Source organism: Demequina zhanjiangensis (assembly GCF_030418315.1).
Classification (GTDB): Bacteria; Actinomycetota; Actinomycetes; order Actinomycetales; family Demequinaceae; genus Demequina; species Demequina zhanjiangensis.
Window position 1 is genome coordinate 86377 of record NZ_JAUHPV010000006.1, and the last position, 24545, is coordinate 110921.

Consider the following 24545-nt stretch of genomic DNA (forward strand, 5'->3'; position numbering starts at 1 on the left):
TCGACGGCGGTCGCATGAGCTCGCCGTCCACGCACGACGACGCGGCAACGGGGGCTCGGATGGATCGGTACGTGATCGCGATCGACCAGGGCACCACGTCCACGCGCGCCATCGTCTTCGACCACGCGGGCACGATCGTCTCCACCGGTCAGCTGGAGCATCGCCAGCACACGCCCAGGCCTGGCTGGGTCGAGCACGATCCGCTCGAGATCTGGGCGAACACTCGGCGAGTGGTCGCCGAGGCGCTGGCCAAGGCCGACATCACGCGTCAGGAGCTCGTCGCCGTCGGCATCACGAACCAACGTGAGACGACCGTCGTCTGGGACAAGCGCACGGGCGAGCCGATCTGTCCGGCGATCGTGTGGCATGACACGCGTACCCAGCCCCTGGTGGACCGTCTCGCGGAGGAGGGCGGCGTCGGCCGGTATCGCGAGGTGACCGGGCTGCCGCTCGCCACGTACTTCTCCGCGACCAAGCTGCTGTGGATCCTGGACAACGTGCCCGGTGCGCGCGACAAGGCCGACGCGGGGCACCTGCTGTTCGGCACCGTCGACTCGTGGCTCGTGTGGAACCTCACGGGCGGCGTCCACGGAGGGCTCCACCTCACCGACGTGACCAACGCGTCCCGCACCCTCCTCATGGATCTGGAGACGCTCGACTGGTCGGACGAGATCGTCGACGAGCTGGGGATCCCGCGCACGATGCTGCCCGAGATCAGGTCGTCATCCGAGATCTACGGGTACGTGGGAGGTCATTCGCTGCTGCGGGAGGTGCCGATCGCCGGCATCCTCGGCGACCAGCAGGCGGCGACGTTCGGGCAGGCGGCCTTCGAGGAGGGCGAGTCCAAGAGCACGTACGGGACCGGCAACTTCATCCTGGTCGGCACCGGCACCGAGCGGGTGCTCTCCGAGCATGGTCTGTTGACGACGGTCGCGTACCAGCTGGGCGAGGATCCGCCCAGGTATGCGCTCGAGGGGTCGGTCGCGGTGACGGGCGCGCTCGTGCAGTGGGTGCGCGACAACCTGGGCATGATCGGCTCCGCGAAGGAGATCGAGGAGCACGCGCTCTCCGTCCCTGACAACGGCGGCGCCTACATCGTCCCCGCGTTCGCCGGGCTGTTCGCGCCGTACTGGCGGCCCGACGCGCGCGGCGTGATCGTGGGGCTCACCAGCTACGTGACCCGCGGCCACCTGGCGCGGGCCGTCCTGGAGGCGACCGCGTATCAGACGCGCGACGTCCTCGAGGCGGTCGAGGCGGACATGGGGGCGCACGTCCACACGCTCGCGGTGGACGGCGGCATGACTGTCAACGAGCTGCTCATGCAGTTCCAGTCCGACGTGCTGGGCATCGACGTGGTGCGTCCGGTCGTCTCCGAGACGACGGCCCTGGGCGCTGCGTACGCGGCCGGCCTCGCCGTCGGCTACTGGAAGTCGCTCGACGAGCTGCGCGCCAACTGGCAGGAGGACGCCCGCTGGGAACCGGAGATGTCGCGGACCGAGGCCAACCGGCTGCACCGGCAATGGCGCAAGGCCGTCGAGCGCGCGCTCGGCTGGGTGGACGACGCCGATTGAGCGTCGGCCCCGCGGTCAGACGAGTGGGTGACGCGGGCTGAGCGTCGACCCCGCGGTCAGTAGATGCCGACGGCGCGCTGGGCGTTGACCATGCGGACCTGGCTGGGGATCGTGAACAGGTCGATCAGCCACATGATGCCGAACAGGCCGGCGGTGAACAGGTAGAGGATCCCGCGGCCGATCTTGCCCATGTAGAACTGGTGGATTCCGAAGAGTCCCAGGAAGAACCAGAGCAGGTAGGTCACGCCCGTGCTCTTCGGGGGGAGTGCGGGTGCCGGGTAGCTCATGGTCGTCTCCTTGCGTGTGGTCCTGAACTGAGTCGATCGTACGTCCGCGCCTCTGCGCGTGGCCTCCCTCTGCGGGACGAGCGGCACCCCTGAATCCGTCAGGGTGTGCGCGCGGAAGGGCCTCTTCACTCGCTCGCGCGCGGGGGCCGTTCCGGCGAGGTCTGCTCGGAGGCGGCGGGGTTCCTGATCCCGATCCAGCTCACCAGGCCGCCGGCGGCGAGGAGTGCCGCCGTCACCACGGCGGTCCTGTGGAAGCCCGCGAGGTCGAGGCTTCCGCCGACGATGGTGCCGATCAGCGCCACGGTGATGAGTCCTGCGATGCGGCTGACCGCGTTGTTCACGGCCGACGCGATCCCCGAGCGGGACGGGTCGACGGCGCCCAGGATGGCGCTCGTCAGCGGGGAGACGGTGAGCGCAAGTCCCACGCCGAAGACGAGCACTCCGGGCAGCACCTGGGTCCAGTAGTCGAAGTCCTCCGCGAGCATCAGCATCAGCAGTGCGCCCACGGCCATGACGAGCGGGCCGACCGTCATGAACAGCCGAGGGCCATGCCGCCCGGCGAGGGCGCCGACGCGTGAGGAGGTCGCCATCAGGATGAGCGTGATGGGCAGGCTCGCGAGCCCGGCGGCGGTTGCGGGGAGGCCCGCTCCCTCCTGAAGGTAGACGCCGAGCGCGAAGCCGTTGAGGCTCAAGGCGCCGTAGACGAGGAACGTCGCGCCGTTGCCCCACGCGACGTTGCCCGTGCGGAACAGAGGCAGCGGCAGCATCGGGTCGGGGACGCGCGTCTGGCGCACCAGGAACATCGCCAGCAGGGCGACGCCGGTGGTGCCGAGCGCGAGGATGCGGGGGTCGGTCCAGCCCAGGTTCGGCTGCTCGATCAGCGCGGCCACCACGCCTCCCAGGCCGAGCGCGGCGAGCGCCGCGGAGATCAGGTCCACGTGCGCGTCGGGCCTGCGGACGTCGCGTGCGTCGTCCTGACGGGACAGGCGTGCAAGCAGCCAGAGCGTGACTGCGATGGGGACGACGTTGATGAGGAACGCGAGTCTCCAGCTGGCGAGGTCCACGAACAGGCCGCCGATCAGCGGTCCCACCACCATCGCGGCCGACGTCGCGCCGGTCCAGGTGCCGATCGCGCGCCCCTGCGCGGGGCCGCGGAAGTGGGTCATGATCAGCGCGAGGCTCGAGGGTACGAGCAGCGCCCCTGCCGCGCCCTGGGCGAACCGCGCGGCGATCAGGATGGGCGCGGACGGTGCGAGGGCGATGATGACCGAGGTGACTCCGAAGCCGATCAGACCCGCTCGCAGCACGCGCAGACGCCCGAAGCTGTCGGAGATCGAGCCTGCGACCAGGATCAGCGAGCCGAGCGTCAGCATGTAGGCGTCGACGGTCCACTGCTGGGTGGTGATGCCGCCGCCGAGCTCCTCGACGATCGCGGGCAGTGCCACCGTGACGACGGTGCCGTCCAGAAATGACACGAAGGAGCCGAGCACTGCGATCCACAGCACCAATGACTGTGTGGTCGTGCGGAGTGGAGGCGTGGGGGCTGCGGCCATAGTCGCCAGGGTAAGGGTGGGTGGGGGAGGTGTCCGCGCGTCGGGATTGAAAGTGAGAGAATTTATCCACTAACCTTGCGGGAGTTCACCTGAGGAGTCCCCATGTCACGTGCGCCCAAGCGCCCCCTGCCCGTCCGTCGGCTCGCTGCACTGGCTGCCGTCACTGGCGTCGCCTTGAGCGTCGCCCTGGTGACGGCGCCCGCCGCCCACGCAGCGGACCCCGACGTGGTGTCGTACACCGCTGGCATCGCGACCGAGGTGCACGATGCGACGACAGGCGCGGTACTCGCCCCGGGTGAGATCGAGGCCGGTGATCGCATCGACTACGAGATCCAGGTAGCCAACACGGGCAACGTGTGGCTCGACGGACTTGAGATCTGCGCCCCTCCGGGCCTTCCCTTCAGTGGGATGAGCTGGACCTTCGCGCAGGTCGAGCCCGGCGGGGACCTGACCGGCAGCGGCCTGTATCCGATGGAGTACCGCTCCGCAGAGGAGTACTCCAACTGGCCGCCGCACGTGATCACGGACGAGGACATGGCGCGCGGCTGGGTGCAGCTCGACGCCATCTACGTCTACGCGTCAGAGAGCCGTTCCAGGTTCGACCCTCTCTGCGCCGATCCCCAGAGCCCGGACGCGCCGGGCGAGTGGGTATCAGCGGCGCCGGTGGTGCTGCGCGACCTCGCGACCGATCTGAACCTCACAGTCGACATGACCCTGCGGGACAGCCACCCCGACGGCCTGGGTCAGGTGCGGGAGAAGGTGGACATCACCTGGACCGTGACCAATCCGTCGGAAACTGAGCAGTCGGTCACGATCGACGGCGCGACCGTCTCTGGCAACGCGCCCGGGCCAGGGACCGCGTTCGATGGCGTGACGCTGGCCCCCGGCGAGTCCGCGGACCGCAGCATGACGTTCGCGATCACCGCGGCGATGGAGGCATCCGGGTCGATCGCCGCCGAGGTGTCGCTCGACTACTTGGGCGACATCGACGGGCTCTCGCGCTCGACGGCCACCGCGCAGGCTGCCCCGATCGCCACGGCAGAGGTGCCGGACAACGCGCTCGACCTCGACCTTGACGTCGCCTATGCCGACGCGAATGGAGACGGCCACCCGTCGATCGGCGAGACTGCGACCGTCACCGTGACGGTGACGAACGTGGGCCGCAACACCCTCACCGATGTCGAGGTGGTGGATGGGTCAGCGGCCGATGTGGCCGGGATGCCGTTCCTCTGGCCCTACGACGCCCCGGTAGGCGGTGTCGAGTCCTGGCAGTTCACGCACGTCATCACCGCTCAGGACTTCGCGCGAGGCTCGATCCTGTTCGCGGCCGAGGTCAGCGCGAACGAGGTGCTCAGCACGCCGACCGATGCCTCCGCCTCGCTGAGCCCGATCACCTTCGTCGCGTACGAGGATGATCTGGCGCCGGACGCCCAAGGCGGCATCGAGATCTGCTCGCCGGCGGGCGAGTCGGTCACGGAGGCCTCGCCAGGTGACTCGATCGTCGTCGTGCCTGAGGCATGCGGCTACGCGGGCTCCGCGGACGGCGTCGCGGTCGTGATGTTCTCGGAGCCCACCACGCTCGCCACCGACGCGTTCGCGGCATCCGTCCCCGGCGACGCCGTGCTCGGCGAGCACCGCATCGCGCTCTATGGCGCGGACGGCGCGTTGGTGGGATGGAAGGCGCTCGCGATCGTCCCGCAGGCAGAGTCGGAGCCGGCGCCTGAGCCAGACTCGGGGGAGGAGGCCGCCGCTGAGGAGCTGCCCGCCGAGTCTTCGGGTGAGCTCGCGGCGACCGGTGCCGACGAGCGCGTGCTCGCGTGGGAGCTCGGTGGGGCGGCAGCGCTCCTGGCGGCAGGCGTCGGGCTGGTGCTCATGCGACGGCCGATCAAGGGGGAGTGAGGTCACGACCGTCCCGGGCATGCCTTCTCGCGCCCTTCGGGGCGCACGAGGGGCGCGAGGGTCAGGCCAGGGGTGCGAGAAGCTCCTGCACCTGGTCGGCCGTGGGGACGCGCCCTGACAGCACGAGCTTCTCGTCGACCACGAGGCCGGGGGTGCGCATGACGCCGTAGCCGACGATCGACGCGTCGTCCGTCACCTTCTCGTAGGTCGCGTCGATGCCGAGCGCGCTCGCGGCCTCGCGGGTGGCCTTCTCGAGGTTGGCGCAGTTCTGGCATCCGTGGCCGAGGATCTTGATGTTCATGATGCTGTCCTTTCGAGTACATGGTGGTCGTGTGCGGGGTGCGTGGTGGTCGCGCTCGGGGTGGCTGAGCGGCGCTAGGTCGGGATGACGGCGTTGAACAGGTAGCCGACGGCGATGATGCCGACGGTGACGACGCCGATGAACAGCCCGATCAACTGTGGCTTGAGCACGCGGCGCAGCAGGATCATCTCGGGCAGGCTGAGCGCGACGGTCGCCATCATGAAGGCGAGCAGCGTGCCCATCGGCAGGCCTTTGTCGAACAGCGCCTCGACCATCGGCAGGATGCCCGCGGCGTTCGAGTAGAGCGGCACGCCCATCAGCACGGCGAGCGGGACGGCGAACCAGACGTCGGGCCCCGCGTGGTCGGCGAACCACTGCTCCGGCGCCCATCCGTGGATCGCGGCGCCGATGCCGATGCCGACGAGCAGGTACGGCCAGATCTTCTTGAGGATGTCCTTGACCTCCTCGATGCCGATCTGGATGCGGTCGTTCCAGGTGAGCGACATGCCGGGGTCGACGGTCTGGCCGCCGAGCTTCGTCTCGAACACGAACGGCTCGATCCAGCGCTCAGGACGCATGCGCCCGAGGATGAAGCCCGCGACGATCGCGATGGTGAGGCCCGCGACGACGTAGAGCAGCGTCGGCCCCCAGCCGAAGAGCCCGAGCAGCAGGGCGATCGCGACCTCGTTCACCAACGGGCTCGCGATCAGGAAGCTCATGGTGACGCCCACAGGCACGCCCGCCGCGACGAAACCGATGAACGCCGGCACCGCGGAGCACGAGCAGAACGGCGTGATGACTCCGAGCGACGCGGCGACGACGTTGCCGACGCCCTCGCGCTTGCCGCCCAGGATGGCCCGCGTGCGCTCGACCGACATGAAGGAGCGCAGCACCGTGACCAGGAAGATGATCCCGGTCAGCAGCAGCAGGATCTTGACGGTGTCATAGAAGAAGAAGTGGACACCCGAGCCGAGCCTCGTCTCCAGATCCAGGCCGACGACGTCGCCGATCAGCCAGTCCCAGAACGGCAGATTGACGCTGTAGAGGGCCCACCACGTGACCGCGGCCGCGCCGAGTCCGACCCAGCGCTGCGTGGGCCTGGCCTTGTGGACGCGGTCGATGACGGTCATGGCTGCACCTCGGCGGGTGCGGCGGGGGAGAAGGCTCCGGGGAGGGCGGCGGCAAGGCGTGCCGACGCGTCGGCCGCGAGCGAGTAGTCGATCCAGCGGCCGCGGCGTGCGGTGGTGACCAGGCCCGCGTCGCGCAGGATGCGGAGGTGGTAGCTGAGCAGGGTGTTCGAGACGTCCACGTGCTCCTGCAGGTCGCATACGCAGCGGGTGCCGGCGGAGAGGCGGTCCAGGACCGTCCAGCGGACGGGGTCGGCGATCGCCTGCAGAAGGTCGACGGAGGGAGCCGGGTCGCGGACGACCTCCTCGGCAGGTGCGGCGCACGGAGCCGCCTGCTCCGCGGGGCGGGGCAGGATCTCGAGCGACGACAGTTGAGTCATATTTGAATCGTCCGCCTGCGATCGGGCCCGGGTCGGGGACCTTGGTCCCCACGCGCGCCCCGCTCGGCCCGAGTGCAGCCTCCGCGCGAGCCTCACGGTGCAGGTGCGCCTGCCTCCGCCCACCCGCGCTCGCGCCTGCCCAAGCGCGCTGGCATCGCACCAGTGCTGAAACCGGCACCGTCTTCGGCACTCATGCGATGCCAGGGCGCTCGCGGTGGTGAGCGGCGCTGTCCGTGGGCGCTCGTAGACTCGTCCGCATGGCTGAGCAGACGGGGACCGACGAGCTGCTGGGCTCGCTCAACCCCGGCCAGCGTGAGGCGGCGGTGACGGGCGCGAGTCACAACCTGGTGCTCGCAGGCGCAGGCACTGGCAAGACGACCACGATCGTCGCTCGCATCCGGCACCTGATCAGGAACGGCACCGCCCCGCATCGGATCCTCGCGATCACCTTCACCCGCCGCGCCGCCGCGGAGATCCGCGCGCGCGTGCAGGGCGAGACTTCCGCCATGGAGGGCGTCGGCGCCATGACCTTCCACGCGTGGGCCATGCGGGAGGTGCGCGCGAACCCCGACGTGTTCGGGTACGACGGCTGGAGCGTGCTCGACTCGGACGATCAGGCGCAGGTGATGCGCGGCGTTCTGGGCCGAGGCAAGCGCGTGGAGGGGCTCAAGGCGGCGCAGATCATCGACGTCGTCTCGTTCGCCCGCAACACGCGCATCACCCTCGCGGAGGCGATCCGCGCCAAGTTCCCGGACCAGACGATCGACCCCAAGGCGATCGGCGCCGTCGTCCGTGCGTACGAGGAGCGGAAGAAGGAGCGCCGCTACCTCAACTATGACGACCTGCTCATGATCTTCGCGGCCCGGCTCGCAGATCCGGCGGTGGCCGAGTGGGTGGGCAGCCACTACGACGAGATCCTGATCGACGAGATGCAGGACACGAACCCGCTGCAGTGGACCATCATCGACCCGCTGGTGCCGCACGCGCGGTACTACTGCGTGGGGGACGACGCGCAGTCCATCTACGGGTTCCGCGGGGCGGACTTCGCATCCATCCACTCGTTCTCGGAGCGTGTGCCGGGCGCGCGGATCATGCGGCTCGAGGACAACTATCGCTCCACCCAGCAGATTCTCGACCTGTCGAACTGGCTGCTCGAGGCGAGCGAGCTCGACTATCAGAAGCGGCTGCGCGCGGTGCGGGGGAGCGGCCCCAAGCCGGAGCTGCACAGCTTCGAGACGCCTCAGGACGAGGCGGGTTGGATCGCGGGCGAGCTGCGCCGTGCGCACGAGGACGGGTTGCCGTGGTCCACGCACCTGATCCTGGTGCGGTCCAACTACTCGGGCCGCGCGATCGAGTCGATGCTGGTCGAGAACGACATCCCCTACGTGTTCTTCGGCGGCACCAAGCTGCTGGAGAGCGCGCATGTGCGCGACGTGCTCTCCGCGCTGAGGGTCGTGGCCAACCCGGACGACGAGGTGGCGTGGCTTCGGCTGCTCACCCTGGTCCCGCGCGTGGGGGATAGGACGGCGGTCCGGGCGTTCGACGCTTTGCTCGCCGCACGCGAGGAGGGCCTCTCGGCCCGAGAGTCTCGTGCCCGCGCGCTCGGCAGCATGCCCGAGTGGCTGCGTGCTGGGCTCGACGCGATCGAGGACGCCGCCGATCGGGTGGACGACGCCGTCGGCCGGGCGGCCGCGATGCTCACGCCGGTGCTCGCGCACAAGTACCGCAACGAGAACTGGGACGCGCGCCAACGCGACCTGGCGCATGTGGAGCGCCTCGCGGCGAGCCGCAGCTCGATCCTGGAGTTCATCGAGGAGTACCTGCTCTCGCCCGTGTTCACGTCGGAGCTGACCGCGGATCAGAAGGACGACGACCACGTGGTGCTGTCCACCGTGCACTCGGCCAAGGGGCTCGAGAGCGACTGGGCGTTCTGCGCGGGCGTCAGTCCGGGCGCGTATCCGTCGTCCCGTGCGCTCGGCGACGTGGATGCTGTCGAGGAGGAGCGGCGAGTGCTCTACGTGGCGCTCACTCGCGCGCGTGACCGGCTGTGCGTCACTCGCGCCCTGTTCCACACGCCGGTGCGTGCCTGGGTCGGCGGCCCGTACGCGATGGATGTGATCGAGGACGCGTACTTCCTGTCCACGCTTCCCGACGGGCTCATGGCGGAGACGGTGCACGTGCCGCAGCGGCCGCCCAAGCCGGTCGCGCCACCTGGACTCTCGGGGCCTCCCGAGATCGATCTGGGCGTGGATCTAGGAGACCTGGGCGACTGACGCGCCACGCCGTTGTCGGCACTCGCGCCGCGCCCCGGTTCGACGTCCGCGCCCTCACGAGGGGTGATGCGGGTGGTCCACGAGACGGATAGAGTCGTGTCTCCGCCGCATTCGAGAAGGGGACCGCATGCCCGCGTACGACCTCCACGATCGACTCGTCGTGGGAGTGGCGTCGAGCGCGCTGTTCGATCTCACGGAGTCCGACGCCTACTTCAGGGCGCACGGGCAGGCCGCGTATGCGGAATACCAGGAGCGTCACATCGACGACCTGCTGGAGCCCGGGCCTGCGATGCCGTTCATCGCGCGCCTGCTGCAGCTCAACGACCTGCGGCCCGGCGACCCGGTGGTCGAGGTGATCGTGCTGTCCCGCAACGACGCGACGACGGGCCTGCGGGTGATGCGGTCGATCGAGCGGTACGGGCTGTCGGTGACGCGTGCGTTCTTCACGCAGGGCGGTTCGCCGCTGGATTACATCCCGGCGCTGGGCATGAGCCTGTTCCTCACGCAGAACCGGGACGACGTCCTGGCTGCGGTCCGTGCGGGCAGCCCGGCGGGTCACGTGCTTCCGAGCACGGCGGCGTACGAGCTGGACGACAAGGGCTTGCGAATCGCGTTCGACTTCGACGCAGTGCTCGCGACCGATGAGTCGGAGCGCGTGTTCCAGTCCGCCGGCATCGAGCGGTTCGTGGAGCACGAGGTGGCCAAGCGGGACGTGGCGCACGCGCCGGGCCTGCTGAAGCCGCTCGTGTCCGACCTCAACCGGATCCAGCAGCTCGAGAAGGACCGTCAGCGCGAGGACCCCAGCTACGAGCCGCGCGTCCGCATCGCGCTCGTGACGGCCCGCGCCGCGCCCGCACATGAGCGCGCGGTGAACTCCCTCAAGGAGTGGGGGATCACGGTCAACGACGCGTTCTTCCTGGGTGGGATCGAGAAGGCGAAGGTGCTCGAGGTCATGCGCCCGCACCTGTTCTTCGACGACCAGCACGGGCACCTGAGCGGCGCGCTCGAGCATGTGGCTGGCGTCCACGTGCCGTACGGCGTCGCGAACGAGACGCTGTTCTGACCGCGCGGCGCTGAGGCGGGCGAGGGCGGCTGCGCGCCCGGACGTCGCCCCCGCACCGCCCTGGCGCTCACCCTGCCAATGCGCGCCCCGCCGCCCGCCCGCGCCCTCCGTTCTCGCTTGTGAGGTTGACACCTGCATCCCAACCCCAACAAGATACTGACCGGTACGCAAGTACGTGCCGAGAGTGTCGTCCCCGCTGCGTCGTTCGCGTGCGTCCGGGGTTCTATGAGGGGGAACTTCTGCCATGCGCCCATTGACCGCCACCCATCCGCGCACGCTGATGCATGCACTTCTGGTGCTGCTGCTCGCGCTGGCCATGCTCGCGATGCCGGTGCACGCGCACGCGGCCAGCGACGAGTTCGCCGCCAACGAGGTGGGGCTCGACGACGGCTACGTGACGCTCACCTGGACCGGCTGGGAGCTTTCGACTGACGGCGGGAGCATCGGTGAGCTCGACCCAGGGGATGTGCTGACCTACTCGTTCGAGGTCGCCATGGTCGATCCGAACGCTTCGCCGGTCACCAGTCTGATGATGCAGAGGGATCCGTTCAGCGCCGCGATCCTCTCCGCCTCGGGCACTGAGTCCGCACCCCTGGTCGGCTCCGGCGTCACCTACCAGGGCTCCATCGATCTGCCTGTGGACGAGATGATGATCACGACCGCAGGCGAGGGCCCGTACAACGCCCTTCTCCTGCTGACCTACCGCGTGGCGACGGACACCGATGTCGCGTCAGGCCTCTGGCGCCTGGTGGACTACGGGACGCTGGAGGGTCCTGCGGAGCGCCCCACGTACGACGGTGTGATCCGCGTCTCGAATGTGGCTCAGCTCGACGAGCGCGAGGGCGTGGTCGGTGACGGCCTCGCCGCTCCCGGTGACCGCGTCCGCTACGAGATCCGTTCACTCGGGGGCACCGGCGACTTCCTCCGCTTCGGCTCGATCGACCCTGCCACCGGCGTCGACGTGTACTACGAGCGGGGCGGTCCCAACTCAGTGCGCGTCTACGCGGACGAGGCGATGGCTCATCTGCTCTACACCGAGTGGCGCACCGTGACGGAGGCGGACCTGGTCGCGGGCGCGGTGGTGCGCGAGCCGTGGGAGGTCGACACGGTCTTGATGCGGGAGTCGGGCGGGCTGCCGGTTCAGAGCTCGCGCACGATCGAGTTCGCGCCTGTGGCCACCGAGGCGGGCAGCATCGCGCTCGGCGACCTTCAGCTCACTGCCACCGTGGTCGACGCGTCGGGAGTCCCCGTCGACCCGGCCGACGCTGAGCCAGGCGACTTCCTCCGCTACGGCATCGACCACACCAACGCAGGCGACGTCACTCTGAACTACCGCGAGATCACGGTGACTGACAGCGCCGGCCCGGTGCTGACGGACGTGGACGACGCGCTAGGCCAGGCTGCGGGCGGTGGCCTCGGAGGCGCGGCCGCCTTCTCGAGCGCTGACGCGTACGCCCACGTGCGGCCGCTCACCGAGGACGACCTGGCGCGGGGCTACGTGCAGGCGGAGGCGTCGGTGGCCGTGGGGTTCGACGCGACTCACCTGGCCGATCCCGCAACCGCACAGGCGCTGATCGCCTTCGCTGAGCTCACGCCGGAGGCCACCTGGACGGTGGACGGCGAGCTCGTGGATTCGAACGGTGACGGCGTCGGCCAGGCGGGGGAGCAGGTCCAGCTCACCTACGCGCTCGCGAACGACCCGGCGTCGCTGCAGGCGGTGACTGTCGCCTCGGTCGACGAATCGGGGGACATCGCGCCTCTCGGCACTGGCGCCGACGGCCGCGCCCTGGCGATCGGCGAGGCGGCGCAGTGGAGTCGCACCGTGACGATCACGCCTGCCATGGAAGCTGCCGGCAGCCTCGACTACGCGACGACGGCGCACCTCGTCGGCGCTGTGGACGGGCTCTCGTATCCGGTGGGCGCCGCCGCGGTGGAGATGCCGGAGATCGGCGAGTACGTGGCGCCGACGCTCGACTTCGCCGTGACGGCCGACTTCGTGGACGCCGATGGCGACGGGTCGCCGAGCATCGGTGAGACCGCGACCTTCCTGGCGACGCTTCAGAACATCGGCGGCCACGCGCTGCGCGACATCGTGCTGGCCGACGCTACGACGTCCGATCTGGCGGGGATCCTGCCCGGCGACGTCGCTCTCGCGCCCGACGGCGTGCTCACGTGGACGGTGCAGCATCGGCTCACTGCCGAGGACTTCGCGCGAGGCTCCGTGACGTACGGCGCCGTGCTCGATGCACGGGGGATGGCTCAGGCGGCTGCGTCGGCCACCCTCTCGGGCGTCTCCTTCGCGGCCTTTGAGGAGGACCTGCTGCCTGAGCTCGAGGGCGTCATCGTGCTGTGCATGGACGGGGAGCCCGTCACGGAGCTCGCACGCGGCGAGGGCTTCGGCGTGAGCCTCGACGAGTGCGGGGCTCCCGTCGGCCAGGGCGCGACCGCCTACCTCTTCTCCACGCCGGTCCGGCTGGGGGATGCTGCGCTCACCCTCACCGTCCCGCAGGCGACGGAGCCGGGCGCGCACAGGGTCGCCGTGTACGGGTTCGACGGTCGGCTCGTCGGCTGGGCTCCGCTCACTGTGCTTGGCCCGGTGGACGACTCGGGCGAGCTGGGCACCGGCGGTTCCTCGTCCGAGGACGGGGCCGCCTCCGGTGAGGGGACGAGCGACGGCACCGCTGCCTCGGAGGGGGCCCTCGCCTCCACCGGAGTCCAGGAGAGCGTCCTCGCGACGTGGGCAGTGGCAGCCGCCTGTGTGCTCGCGGGCGCGTCGGTCCTGGTGCTCCGGCGGCGACGTCAGGCAGCGGTGCCGAAGTAGGAGACCGAGCTGGGATGCTCGCGGGAGAGGCGCCGGGAGCGCCTCGCGAAGGGGAGGGTCGCGAGCATCCCGAGCACGGCGGCGAGTGCGCGACCGACGGCACGGAACGGTGCGGTGAGGAGGAGCACTATCGCTCCCACCGCCGCGACGATGTTCAGCACCCCGAAGAGGATCGCGGGGCGCGGCGGATACGGACTGGTGGGCACGGCGGCACTGTTCATGTTCCCTCCCCAGGGCGCAGTGGTCTGCCGATCTCAGCATCTGCCGGAGCGGTAAACCGTCGGTAAACGACCTCGTTGCCGTACCGTGAGGCGCATCGGCCCGTGTCGTCGCGCCCCGGCGGCGTCCACGGCGGCCGCGCTGTCGGGAGGTCTCATGGATGCGGTCGGATGGCGGACCTTCCTGAGGCGTCTTCCTGAGCGGATCTGGTTCCGCCTGGCGCTCGTGACGGCGCTCGCGCTCCTGCTGGTCGCGGTCGCGTGGGGCTTTGCGGATCTGCTCCCGGATGCGTTCGCGATCGACTTCGGGCAGGGCGCGGTCTCGGGGATCCTGCAGATCCTTGCCACGTCGATGCTGGCGGTGACGACGTTCTCGCTCACCGCGATGATCTCGGCGTATGCGGCGGCGGCGCGCGGCACGACGCCGCGCGCGACCCAGCTGCTGATCTCCGACCCGACCTCTCAGAACGCGCTGTCCACGTTCCTGGGGACGTTCGTGTTCGCGATCGTGGGCCTGGTCGCGTTGAGCGCGAACGGTTTCGGCGAGAAGGGCCGCACCGTCCTGTTCCTGGGCACGCTGATCGTGATCGCGGTGGTTGTGGGGACGCTGCTGCGCTGGATCCACCACCTCACCAGGTTCGGGAGGGTGCCTGACGTCATCGACCGCGTGGAGAACGCCGCGACCGACACGATGCGTGACTATGCGCGCGAACCTCACCTCGGTGGCGTCGCCCCTGTCGCGGTGCCCGACGGTGCGCTCACCGTGCGTGCGGAGGCGGCCGGGTATGTGACGGGCGTGGACGTGGCGGCGCTCGAGGCCGCGGCCGACGCGGTGGGCGTCTCCATCCACGTGGACGCCTTGCCGGGGTCGTTCGTCGGTCGCGGGAGCGCGCTCGCCAGGGTGTCAGGCGCGCAGTCGGTGCGTCGCGACGGCTCCGACGACGCCGAGAGCCTGCGGGACCAGGTGTGTGCGGCGTTCCTCATCGAGAAGCATCGGACCTATGAGCAGGATCCGCGGCTGGGCCTGGTGGCGCTCGCGGAGATCGGGTCGCGTGCCCTCTCGCCGTCCACCAACGATCCCGGGACCGCGGTGGAGGTGCTGGGGGCGATCGAGCGTGTGCTCACCGAGCTGCTCGTCGGTGAACCGGTGGACGAGCCGAGGTTCCGGCGCGTGCACGTCCCTGCGGTAGTGCTCGACGATCTGCTCGAGGACGCCTTCCGGCCGCTCGCGCGCGACGGGGCGCCGCTGGTCGAGGTGGGCCTGAGGATCCAGAAGGTGCTCGGTCATCTGGTGGAGATCGCGCCGAGCGCTGAGGACCGTGACGCGCTGATGGGCATGTGCGCCCGTGCGGCGGAGCGTTCGGTGGCGGGCCTGGACAATGGGGCTGATGTGCGGGCCGTGCAGGCCGCGGCCGACGAGGTGTTCCGGCTGGGCGCGTAGCCCGCCAGTTCCTTACGCGCGCGCGTCGGCGTCCGATAGGCATTCCACAGTCTCAGTCCTGAGAGGAATGCCAGCATGACGGTGCGACGCGCGGTGGAGAGTGTGCGCGCCTCCGCGCGCAGGGTGGCTCTCACCCGCCCTGGCGGCGCTTTCGGAAGCGCGGGGCGCGGCATCTGCACGCTCGCGGTGCTCTCGAGCCTTGTCGTGCTGCCCGATCTGCTGCGCCAGGGAACAGTTTCGCTGCTGGTCGGCTCTGCCGGGCTCGTGCTCGTGCTGGTCGCGGCGCTCGGCCTGCGCCGACGCTGGCTTCCCGAGCCTGCGGCTGACCTGCTGGATGCCGCTGGCTTCGTGATGCTGACCACCGCGCTCACCCTGCCCTGGGAGGCTCCTCTGGCGATGTCCACCTCCCTGTGGCATCGCTCGCTCGGCGGCTCCCGCGTCGGCGTCGCCGTGCGCACTCTGCTCTATACCGGCGTGCTCCTGGTCGCGGACTATGCCCGGGCCGACGCCGTCACGTGGATCGACTCGATTCCCGCGTTGAGTGCCGTGCCGGTGTGGGTGGCGATGGGGGTGACCTCCCGTCGGCTGGGGCTCATGCTCAAGGAGCACGACGCGATCGCGGCGGTGTCGTCGATCGAGGTGCGGTTCGGAGCCTCCATGGTCGGCGAGTTGGACGAGGACGAGCTTCAGTCCCGGGAGCAGGCGCATTGGCGTGCCTTGGCGGCCGAGGTGCCGCACCTGCTGGTGGTGCAGGTGGAGCGCCTGGAGGGGCGCTGGGTGGCGACGGACAGCGTGCCGGAGGCGAGGGACGGCCAGTGCGTGATGCTCGAGTCCTGGCGACCCGAGGTCAGTCCTGACGTGTCGGCGATCGACGGCGACCCGTCGGTGTTCGAGGTTGAGGGTCGTCGTTGGCGCGAGGTGCCGCTCGCTGACCCGTCGCCGGTGCGCCGCCTTCTGGTGGGCATGTCGCCGGACGTCTCCGAACGGCATGCGAGGGCGGTTGTCGTCGCGATCGCGCGGTCGGAGCTGATCGTCCAGCATGCGCGCGACCATCTGGAGATCCGCAGGCTCGCACGCACGGACCAGCTCACCGGGCTTGCCAGCAGGCTCGCGTTCTTCGAGGCGCTGCACGAGCATGAGGGCTCGGAGGAGCGCGTGAGCGTGATGTTCTTCGACCTCGACCGCTTCAAGGAGGTCAATGACGCCTGGGGGCACGACGCCGGCGACGAGGTCCTCCGTGCGGCCGCGCATCGCATTCGCGAGGCCTGCGGCGAGGCGGTGCAGTGTGCGCGGCTCGGCGGGGATGAGTTCGCGGCGCTGTTCGTCGGCGCTGACGACGAGCGGCTCGAGACGGTCACGGACATGGTTGCCGCGCTCCTCAAGGCTCCGATCGCAACGCAGCGGGGCATCGCGTCGGTGGGGGTGAGCTGCGGCTATGCGTCCACGTCCGACGGCGAGGTGCTCGCGCTGCTGCCGTCGGCCGATGCGCGCATGTACTCCATGAAGGGGGTGCGCGGCGGGCTGCGCTCGCTCAGGCACGAGGAGTCTGCCGGAGCGCCTCAGGCGGGCGAGGCGGTGCCGCCGCCAAGCGCCTTGGGGTGACTCCAGGCGCGCACGCGGTCGAGCACGAGACGGCCGGCCTTGGTGAGGCGGTCCAGCAGCTCCGACTGGCGCGGCGAGGTGCTCACTCCGCCGGCGGTGCGGCGGTGGTGGTCGTCGCGCTCAGCCTGGAAGCCGTAGGCGAGCATCGCCACGAGCGCGTAGTTCGGGTCGGCGGGGACGGTGCGGGTGCGGACGAAGCCGTCGTCTGACAGGTACATGATGGGGACTCTCTCGTCGTGCGGTGGTGGTCGGGATCAGGCCGGGAACGGGGTGCCGCTGAAGCGGTCGGGGCGTGAGGTGCGCAGGTGGCTCCAGGCGTGGCGGAGCGATGCGCTCCAGCGCTGGAAGGGCGCGGGGCGGAAGCGGGTGCCGCGGGACTCCCTCCGCTGCTCGCGCCTGTCGAGCCGGTCCTCGAAGGCCTGGGCCCACATCAGCGGAAGCGCGAAATGCGGGTCCGGTGCCGGCGTGCGGGACGGTGCTGCGTCGTCGGGGTAGGTGAACATGGCGGGGACTCCTGTTCGTTTCGGGACGACGTCTCTGTCGCCCTTGTTCGGTCGATCGACCGAACTTGTTCCAGCATGCGACTGAGATGGTGATCCGTCAACAGGGGCGGGAAAGTCGACGTGCTAGCAGGGGGCTTCTCGCGTCATCCGAGGCGGCTACAGCGCGGCCCCGATGAGAGCCGCGGCCTTCGCGGCCCCGTCGGTCTCCACTTCGGCATAGTCGACCGGAGTCGACAGCAGGTCCAGCAGCGCCTGCGCCAGCGCCCCCGGATCCAGCTCGTCGTAGTCCATGCGGCGGCCCGCCCGGTAGCGCCGCAGGCGCGCGGCCACGTGATGGTTCTGCTCGAAGTGCTCCCGCAGCGGCACGTAGATGAACGGCACCTTCGCGGCCGTGAGCTCCATGGTCGTCGTGAGTCCACCCTGAACCACGGCGAGGTCGCAGGCGGCGAGCCAGCGGTAGAGCCCGTGCACGTACGCGTGATACTCCACGCCGGGCACCTGAGGCATCGTGGACGGGTCGATGCATGGTCCCGTCACGACGATCATGCGCAGCTCGGGCAGCACGCGACGTGCGGCCGGTGCCGCGGTGACCACGCGCCGGATCAGGCTCGTGCCAGCGCCCGAGCCGCCCACGCAGACGAGGCACACCTTCTCGCGCGGATCGAAGCCGACCTGAGCGCGTAGGCGCTCGCGGTCGCCGAGCGCGCGCGGATCGAACCCGGTGATGTAGCCGGAGAAGTCGAAGTGCTCCCGGGTCCAGTCGCGCATCGTCGGGAGTCCCGGGGCGAGCGGGTCGGTTGGCACGTCGTCCGGTCCTCCCACGAACACCGACACGTCCCGCAGGTCGGGGTAGGTGGCGATGTGCTCCACCATCTGAGTGTTCAGGTCTCGGGCGACCTTCGCCTGCCATTCGCCTCCGCTCGGCATCCCGTAGTCGCCGATGAAGTCGGTCATCCATGCGATCGGGGCGCGCTTGAGGTGGGGGTTCTCGAACAGATGGTTGTCCAGCTGCCAGGCCTCGTCGGCGACGACAAGGTCGTAGCGCTCGGCTGTGAGCACCTCGTCGAGGATGTGGAAGTTGTGCACCTGCACCGCATCCATCTGGCGTGCCGCGTCGAGCACGTTCAGCGTGTGGTCGTCGCACGCGGCGTCGATGATCGCCGCCTCGGACCCCAGCAGCCGTGACGCGGGGTGGATGCGTTCGCCAGCCTCCTCGAGCACGCGCGTCACAGGGTGCTCGGCGAGCCAGTCGACCACCACGTCGGGATGTGCGGCACGCAGCTCCTCGGCGATCACGACGTCGCGTCGGGCATGCCCCAGGCCGATTGGTGAGGACAGGTACAGCACTCGTTTCGGCGCCGACGCGGGCGCGGCATAGGCGGTGGTGGCGGCTTCGCCGAGGGGAGTGCTGGGGACGCGCGGGCCCAGGTCCCAGGCCTCGTTCAGGAAGTCGTGGGCCAGGTGGTTGAAGAGGATCGGATAGCGCGCCAGCACCGGATGGTCGGCACCCTCGACGGTGTGCAGGCGTGCGGCAGGCATGAGATCGCTCAGGTAGACGGATCCGGCGTGGTTCGTGTTGGTGTCCTTGTCGCCATGGATGAGCAGCGTCGGCACCTGGCAGGACGCGAGGCGCGCGTACCAGTCGTCCACGTCGAGGTCCCAGCAGTCGGTGATGGCGCTCCACGCGGCCTCGGGACCCATCTCGAGCGCCCACGCGATCCCGTCCTCCTGGAGCTTGGTCGCGTGCGGATCCGAGTTGATCGTGGGGATGAACCACTCGACGAAGTCGCGGAAGTTCCGTTGCCACCAGTCATGGTTGAACTTGGACCAGCCGACGGGCGGCTCCTCTCCGTCGGGATCCCACGGGGGTGCGAGGCGGCCTTCCGGGTCGGGGTTGCGCGGATGCCCTGCGGCGAGGGCGACCACGCCGTCGACCCGCTCGGGGTGGAAGGTTGCGAGCAGAAGGCCCAAGGTGCCGCCCGCCGAGTATCCGAGCACGCCTGCGCGGTCGGTGCCGGTGGCGTCGAGCACAGCCACGGCGTCGTGCATGCGATTCATCTGCGTGTACCGGCCGGTGTCGCGAGGCTTGGAGGAGCGGCCGGTGCCCGCCGCGTCGTAGATGACGACGCGGAAGTGGCGGGAGAGGTACGGCACCTGCGCCTTCCACATCCGTGAGTCCACGAGCTCCCAGGTGGGGGCGAGGAGGACGGTGGGGGCATCGCGGTCGTAGACCTCGTAGGCGAGGTCCGCTCCGGCGCGAGGCACGGTTCCTGAGTATGTCGGCTCTACTGGACGCATGGCGGGGACTCCTTGCGTGCGGGTGGTTTCCGGGGCCGCTCCCTAGCCGGTGGGTGCGGGGGTGAGGCCGGCGCGTCTCTCGGCGTCGGCGATGAGGGTCCCGACTGCGCGCAGGGCTCCTCGGATGGGGTGGGCGTCGTTCTCGTGGCCCAGCAGGATGGACTGCTCGGCGCCGAGGAACACGTTGCCGGCGAGCGCCGCGAGCTGCGGCGCGGTGAAGGGCCCCAGGTCCAGCCCGCGGTCGAGCCTGTAGGCGAAGGCCGAGGTGAGAACCTTGATCCATTCGCCCAGCAGGACGTTCAGCCGCGCGGCGAGCTCGGGGCGCGAGTATCCGGCGGCGATCAGCTCGTTGAGGATGCGCACGTAGCCGGACTTGAGGTCCTGGTCCAGGTAGTCGCAGGCGCGGTCCCATTGAACCGAGAGGGGCTCGTCGCCCGCGTAGAGCGCTGCCTGACGCGCGATGAGGCGCTCGTTCTCGGCCTCGAGCAGCGCGAGGACCAGCTTCTCCTTGGACCCGAAGTGGTAGTGGATCTGGCTGAGGGGGACGCCCGCGAGCTCGGCGACCTTCCTGGTGGACAGCGCCGCATATCCATCGGCGAGCACGCAGTCGCGCGTCGCCTCAAGGATCATGTGCCTGGTGTCTGCTGCGGGCAACGGCGCCTCCGTGTCGTGGCCGACGGCGGTGTCGGCTGGCGGTTTCGGTCGCTCGACCGATACGTCTGACCGTAGGCGGGAGCGCAAGGGGTGTCAATCCTTCGCGCAGGGTACGTGGCTGTCGCGCGCGACCACTATGTACCCGCTTGGGTGATTCGAGTCGTGTCCCGGACTGCAGATCGGCCGCGAAGCCCGGATGTTGAGGGTTGTGCTGTGACCGATGTCACTTAGAGTGCTGTCATGGGGATCGAGAAGACGCGTCGTGAGGTGATCAGGCTCCGGACGGAGTTCAAGCAGGAGCCGCGTCAGGGTGCGCTTCGATTGGCCCAGCAGCTCTCGTGGTACTCGATGGAGCTGGCGCTCGCCAAGGAGTACGAGAAGTCGAACGCGGCATGGACCGAGGCCTTCGACGTGGCCCGCTACACGCTCCGCGACGGCGGCCCCACGCAGTATGAGCGCACCGAGCTGATCCGCATCGGCGTCGGCACGGCGCGCTCGCGGTTGATCGTGGGCGAGGACGAGGGTGCGCTCAAGGTGCTCGAGCAGACGGAGGCGCAGTACGACGCGCTGGTCGCCGAGGCCACTGACCCCGAGATCATGCTCGCCCTGCGTGGTCCCATCCTGAGCGCGCGTGCCGCAGTGCATCACGACCGTGGCGAGCGTGACGAGGAGATCGCGGACCTGTGCGAGTCGGTCCTTGAGATGCTCGCCGGCTACGAGGCGAACCCGCGGATCGTCGAGTCGATGCTCCGCGAGCCGCTGCGCACGCTGCACGAGCTGCTCTCGGCCGACGAGGCCGAGCCCGAGCCCGAGGCCGACGCGGCCTGAGCAGCAGCCTCCGCCCGGCGCGTCGACCTCGGGGCGTCTAGGCGCCCAGCGCCTCCTCGAGCAGAAGCTCGAGCTTCGCGAGCTCCCGCGCGGACCCGGCGAGCATGAGCATCGACTTCACATCCGACCCGAACAGGGTCTGCAGCGTCTGCAGGGTGATGCCGTCCTGACCCGTCGTCCCGACCACGTAGGTGACGCCTGAGGCCGACGCTGTTGCGGGGGAGAGACGGGTGCCCTGCCAATGCGGGTCGCTTCCGTCCTCGATTCCCAGCGTCAGCGCGTCGAAGTGGGGGAAGACCACCACGTCGGCGCTCGTCATGTCGTCGGCCGCGGTGATCAGCTGCGCCTCGTCGCTCACGACGGTCATCGTGAGGCCGAGCCTCGCGCACACGTCGCCAGTCGCGTCGACCAGCTGCCTTGGCCCGGCGACGGGATCGGTGAACCCGATCGCCACATGCCGTGCCTGTGCAGGCGCCTGGGTTGCCACCTCGGGCGCGTGCTTCTTCGTCCACCAGCTCATGAAACCCCCTTGATCAGGCCCGCGACGCGCTGAGGGAAGCGCCGCCGTGCCCGATATGCACCCTATGCCTTCATTTGTGCCGGGAGGTGCAGGTCGGGCGGCGTAGCCGGCGAGAAGTGGATAAATCCACATCGTGATCGACCGCGCACCGTCCTTTCCTGCCCGTGCGGAGAACCTGCGAAAACGTCCTCTGACCAGGCACGAGCGCGCCACGCGGGCTAGCGTGAAGACAGAAGGTGTCAGGAGGTCTCATGCCGGGAGGCGACGGACAGGTGAGGCGGCCCAAGCTGCCCCAGGCGGGCTGGCTGCCCGATCCCAGCGTGATCGGGGTCGAACGCTACTGGGACGGCCGCGCCTGGACCTCGCGCACCCGCGATGCTGAGACTGGGCTCGACTGTGTGGATCCGCTCTGGACGGAGTTCGGCGAGATGGAGTCGACGCGGGAGGAGCGTCGACCCCGGCGCGAGCGTCGTGTGGCCCCTGTGCTCCCGGGCGTGGAGTCCCCGCGTCGGCTGCCTGGCAGGGTCGGCGAGGGCTGGTACGCGGGCTTCGCCGTCTTCGGTGTGATCGTCATGCTGACCGTCTCGTATCTCGCCGTCGTGTCCGGGACGGTCCGCTGGTCGGCCTACGCGGGCGGCGCGGTGCCCGAGGGCCCCGCGATCGACTACCCCGTGTTCGGCAGCGACGCCAGAAGCGTCTACCTGGCGCGCAGCCTCATCGCGCAGGAGGACACGGTGGACGTCGGCTGGCTCACCGCGACTGGGGAGACTGCACGGGAGATCCTGGATGACGCGATGCTCGAGGTCGCCGCGCAGAACCCGTACGTGTATATCGACCCGACCGGCTGGTCCTTCACCGACGACGCCACCCAGATCATCCCCAGCTACCGCTACGGCGACGCCGAGGCGGAGAACCGACGCTCGCAGACAGCTGCCGTTGTCGAACGCATCGTCACCTCCACCGAGGTGCAGGAGGCCGACGGCGATGTCGCCGTGCTCCGCGCCCTCCACGACGCGCTGATCGAGACCGCGGAGTTCGATCAGGCCGCCTTCGACGCTCGCCGCAACTCGCTCACGACCTCCACCTATGCGGCCGTCACGCAGTCGCAGGAGGCGTACGGGGCGCTTGTCGCGGGTCGCGCCGTCGGGGAGGGCTATGCCAAGGCGTTCCAGGCGCTGGCCGACGCCGCCGGCTATCGCAGCGTCGTCATCACCGGCACGGCCGCCGACGGGCAGGACGTGCTCCCGCACGCCTGGAACCGTGTCTACGTGGGCGGATCCTGGTTGGTCGTCGACGCCGCCTGGGATGACGGCGGGGCCGACGGGTCGGCGTACGACTACTTCCTCGTCGCCAGCAACGACCCGAAGCTCGACAGCCGCGCCATCGACGCCGACTGGATCGTCGACGGCATGATGTGGGGCTTCGGGATGTAGCGGGTCCCCATGGGCATCTAGTGCCTCGTGGGCGCGGTCAGCTACGGCGGGCGCGGATCGCGATCGTCGCGGCACCCAGCGCGATGAGCACGGCCGCCGCGAGGAGCCCCACTGTCGCATCGGACGGGCCGGTAGCGGCGAGCTCGTCTGACGCGGAGGCCGTGCCGGAATCGGTGGCGCTGTCGTCGTCCGTGTCCGACGCCGGGGTGGCGCTGACGGAGGGGGAGGCGCTGACGGACGGGGAGGCGCTCGGCGAAGGCTCGGGACTTGCGTCGTCCACCGGAACTGCACTTGTGGTGAAGGTCCACGCCAAGGTGCTGGCGAGCCCCGGGAACGGGCTCGACGGGACGGCTGCGTCGTCCACCGCTCCCTGCGAGATGAGCACGAAGTACTCGGTTCCGAGGTCAAGGTCGAACGCGGGCGTGAAGCTGATCGTGTCGTTCGTCACGAACGTGGTCGAGACGCTGACGTCCGAGGACATGTCGAACGCAGTGACCATGGTGAAGTCGGATTCGCGGTGGATGGTGATCGTGCCCGAACTGGGCGTGATGGTGCGGTCGAATGTCACTGACAGGGTGCCGCCCACGGGCACCGAGGTGGAGTCGTCGGCGGGGCTGAGCCTGACGATGGCGGGCGGTGTGGTCGCCCCGGTGGTGAAGCTCCAGTCGGCGAGCGTCGTGAAGCCGGCGAAGTCTGTCGGGGTGGGCTCGGTGTCCGTGAGAGCGCCCTCGTCCACAAGGATCGAGTGGTGGGTGAACTCGTCGAGGGCCGTCGTCGGGTCGACGATGATGGCGCTGCCCGAGATCGACACGCGCGAGGAGCCGACGGCCAGCTGCTCCACCATGGTCGGGGCGCCGGTGTTGCCGCCGATGCTGACGTTGTCGAACGCGATGTCGTCGCCGGTGGCGTCGGTGCCGCTGAGGCTCATCGTGATGCGGAGGTCGAGCGTGGTGCCCGTTCCGTTGAGGGCGCGGGCGAAATTGTTGGCCGTCGCGTTGAGCTGTTCACCGGTGTCGGTCGCCTCGAAGGTGCCGTCCTGGACCGGCGGGGTGAACTCCAGCACCGGCCGATAGCCGCCACCGTCGATCTGGGCCTCGACACGCACGGAGTCGTTCTGGTCGGGGGCGAGGGCGGACGCGAAGTCGGCGGAGAACCAGAGGAGCGTCAACCCGGAGATGTCGATGCCGGTCCACTCGACCGCGACGGGGTTCGTTCCGCTGAAGGCGACCCCAGTCGCCTCGAGGAAGCCTCCGGTGAAGCCCGAGTAGCTGACGCGGTCGCCCGGAGTGTCCCCGCCGAAGTCGCCCCCGCCGGCGCCATCATTCACTCCGAAGATCGGGTCTGGGGCGAAGAACGGTTCGGCATCGGCGAAGAACGCGCCCTGCGTGACCGTCAGCAGCGACGCGTCGTCCAAGGGGTCTGTGAACGCGATGGTCGGGTTCGTCTCGTAGATCGTGACGTTGCCCGTCCCCGCCTGGATCGGGGCGCCGAAGCCCATGAGGAGGTCGTCGTCGACCGACGCTCCGGTGGCGCCGTTGGCGGGGGAGAGGGCGACGTCGTCCGGGAAGTCGATCGAAGCGCTCGCCGTGGTGGCGGCGACGCCAGTCGCGGCGAAGGCTGCAGCGGTGAGAGCGGTGGCGGTGATTCGGGCAGGACGGCGCAAGCGCATGACGGTGTTCCCCCTGTGGATGCCGGAACGCGGGGTCGTTCCAGGCACTTCGCGCAACCCTAGGGCAGTGTGGCACTGGGTGCAAGGGTGAGCGCGGCCACGGA

General features: G+C 69.8%; 21 protein-coding genes. 9 read left to right on the forward strand and 12 right to left on the reverse strand.

Annotated elements, in window-relative coordinates:
• Positions 1–59 precede the first annotated feature (59 nt).
• Positions 60–1571 (forward strand): glycerol kinase GlpK, encoded by a 1512-nt coding sequence (glpK, locus tag QQX04_RS10585; protein WP_301129296.1) that lies wholly within the window; start codon positions 60–62, stop codon positions 1569–1571.
• Between the two features lie 56 nt (positions 1572–1627).
• Here the strand turns inward: glpK and QQX04_RS10590 are convergent, their stop codons facing one another.
• Both QQX04_RS10590 and QQX04_RS10595 read right to left on the reverse strand, forming a co-directional pair.
• Complete coding sequence (locus QQX04_RS10590; protein ID WP_301128983.1) at positions 1628–1858, reverse strand: TM2 domain-containing protein; 231 nt, start codon at positions 1856–1858, stop codon at positions 1628–1630.
• Positions 1859–1983: 125 nt separating this feature from the next.
• Complete coding sequence (locus QQX04_RS10595) at positions 1984–3411, reverse strand: MFS transporter (protein WP_301128985.1); 1428 nt, start codon at positions 3409–3411, stop codon at positions 1984–1986.
• Between the two features lie 102 nt (positions 3412–3513).
• Here QQX04_RS10595 and QQX04_RS10600 point away from each other — a divergent pair, with 102 nt between their 5' ends.
• Positions 3514–5310 (forward strand): CLIPPER-2 domain-containing protein, encoded by a 1797-nt coding sequence (locus QQX04_RS10600; RefSeq protein ID WP_301128987.1) that lies wholly within the window; start codon positions 3514–3516, stop codon positions 5308–5310.
• Between the two features lie 61 nt (positions 5311–5371).
• On the opposite strand, the gene QQX04_RS10605 is transcribed toward QQX04_RS10600, so the two are convergent.
• The 3 genes from QQX04_RS10605 to QQX04_RS10615 all read right to left on the reverse strand — a co-directional run bounded on the left by QQX04_RS10605 (position 5372) and on the right by QQX04_RS10615 (position 7118).
• Positions 5372–5611 carry a thioredoxin family protein gene (locus QQX04_RS10605; protein WP_301128989.1) on the reverse strand — a complete coding sequence of 80 codons (240 nt, stop codon included), beginning with the start codon at positions 5609–5611 and terminating at the stop codon, positions 5372–5374.
• A 74-nt stretch (positions 5612–5685) separates the two neighbouring features.
• Positions 5686–6741, reverse strand: a complete 1056-nt coding sequence (locus tag QQX04_RS10610) for a permease (RefSeq protein WP_301128991.1) — start codon at positions 6739–6741, stop codon at positions 5686–5688.
• A complete protein-coding gene (locus tag QQX04_RS10615) occupies positions 6738–7118 on the reverse strand; it encodes an ArsR/SmtB family transcription factor (protein WP_301128993.1) in 381 nt (126 codons plus the stop codon). Before QQX04_RS10615 ends, QQX04_RS10610 begins: the two co-directional genes overlap by 4 nt.
• Before the next feature lie 257 nt (positions 7119–7375).
• On the opposite strand from QQX04_RS10615, the gene QQX04_RS10620 reads away from it, so the two are divergent.
• From QQX04_RS10620 to QQX04_RS10630, 3 genes are all read left to right on the forward strand, one after another.
• Positions 7376–9391, forward strand: coding sequence for an ATP-dependent helicase (locus QQX04_RS10620; RefSeq protein ID WP_301128994.1), 2016 nt, complete (start codon positions 7376–7378; stop codon positions 9389–9391).
• 127 nt (positions 9392–9518) lie between these two features.
• On the forward strand, positions 9519–10454 hold the full coding sequence (locus tag QQX04_RS10625; RefSeq protein WP_301128996.1) for a 5'-nucleotidase: 936 nt from the start codon (positions 9519–9521) through the stop codon (positions 10452–10454).
• Between the two features lie 253 nt (positions 10455–10707).
• Positions 10708–13275 carry an LPXTG cell wall anchor domain-containing protein gene (locus tag QQX04_RS10630; protein ID WP_301128998.1) on the forward strand — a complete coding sequence of 856 codons (2568 nt, stop codon included), beginning with the start codon at positions 10708–10710 and terminating at the stop codon, positions 13273–13275.
• On the opposite strand, the gene QQX04_RS10635 is transcribed toward QQX04_RS10630, so the two are convergent.
• Positions 13254–13481, reverse strand: coding sequence for a hypothetical protein (locus QQX04_RS10635; RefSeq protein WP_301129000.1), 228 nt, complete (start codon positions 13479–13481; stop codon positions 13254–13256). The two genes, QQX04_RS10630 and QQX04_RS10635, sit on opposite strands and share 22 nt — an antisense overlap.
• Positions 13482–13650: 169 nt before the next feature.
• Here QQX04_RS10635 and QQX04_RS10640 point away from each other — a divergent pair, with 169 nt between their 5' ends.
• Positions 13651–14934, forward strand: coding sequence for a DUF2254 domain-containing protein (locus QQX04_RS10640; protein WP_301129002.1), 1284 nt, complete (start codon positions 13651–13653; stop codon positions 14932–14934).
• Positions 14935–15009: 75 nt separating this feature from the next.
• Complete coding sequence (locus tag QQX04_RS10645) at positions 15010–16536, forward strand: GGDEF domain-containing protein (protein WP_301129004.1); 1527 nt, start codon at positions 15010–15012, stop codon at positions 16534–16536.
• Here QQX04_RS10645 and QQX04_RS10650 read toward each other — a convergent pair.
• The 4 genes from QQX04_RS10650 to QQX04_RS10665 form a co-directional block, all read right to left on the reverse strand.
• Positions 16494–16754 (reverse strand): hypothetical protein, encoded by a 261-nt coding sequence (locus tag QQX04_RS10650; protein WP_301129006.1) that lies wholly within the window; start codon positions 16752–16754, stop codon positions 16494–16496. The two genes, QQX04_RS10645 and QQX04_RS10650, sit on opposite strands and share 43 nt — an antisense overlap.
• A gap of 36 nt (positions 16755–16790) precedes the next feature.
• Positions 16791–17039, reverse strand: a complete 249-nt coding sequence (locus QQX04_RS10655; protein WP_301129008.1) for a hypothetical protein — start codon at positions 17037–17039, stop codon at positions 16791–16793.
• A gap of 156 nt (positions 17040–17195) precedes the next feature.
• Complete coding sequence (locus tag QQX04_RS10660) at positions 17196–19304, reverse strand: alpha/beta fold hydrolase (protein ID WP_301129010.1); 2109 nt, start codon at positions 19302–19304, stop codon at positions 17196–17198.
• A gap of 75 nt (positions 19305–19379) precedes the next feature.
• Positions 19380–19991 (reverse strand): TetR/AcrR family transcriptional regulator, encoded by a 612-nt coding sequence (locus tag QQX04_RS10665; protein ID WP_301129011.1) that lies wholly within the window; start codon positions 19989–19991, stop codon positions 19380–19382.
• A 240-nt stretch (positions 19992–20231) separates the two neighbouring features.
• Between QQX04_RS10665 and QQX04_RS10670 the strand changes: the two genes are divergently transcribed.
• A complete protein-coding gene (locus QQX04_RS10670) occupies positions 20232–20819 on the forward strand; it encodes a hypothetical protein (protein ID WP_301129012.1) in 588 nt (195 codons plus the stop codon).
• Positions 20820–20856: 37 nt separating this feature from the next.
• On the opposite strand, the gene QQX04_RS10675 is transcribed toward QQX04_RS10670, so the two are convergent.
• Entirely contained in the window at positions 20857–21339 is a 483-nt protein-coding gene (locus tag QQX04_RS10675; RefSeq protein ID WP_301129014.1) for a hypothetical protein, read from the reverse strand.
• 251 nt (positions 21340–21590) lie between these two features.
• On the opposite strand from QQX04_RS10675, the gene QQX04_RS10680 reads away from it, so the two are divergent.
• Entirely contained in the window at positions 21591–22772 is a 1182-nt protein-coding gene (locus tag QQX04_RS10680) for a DUF2510 domain-containing protein (RefSeq protein ID WP_301129016.1), read from the forward strand.
• Positions 22773–22809: 37 nt separating this feature from the next.
• On the opposite strand, the gene QQX04_RS10685 is transcribed toward QQX04_RS10680, so the two are convergent.
• A complete protein-coding gene (locus tag QQX04_RS10685) occupies positions 22810–24441 on the reverse strand; it encodes an Ig-like domain-containing domain (RefSeq protein ID WP_301129017.1) in 1632 nt (543 codons plus the stop codon).
• Positions 24442–24545: the final 104 nt, after the last annotated feature.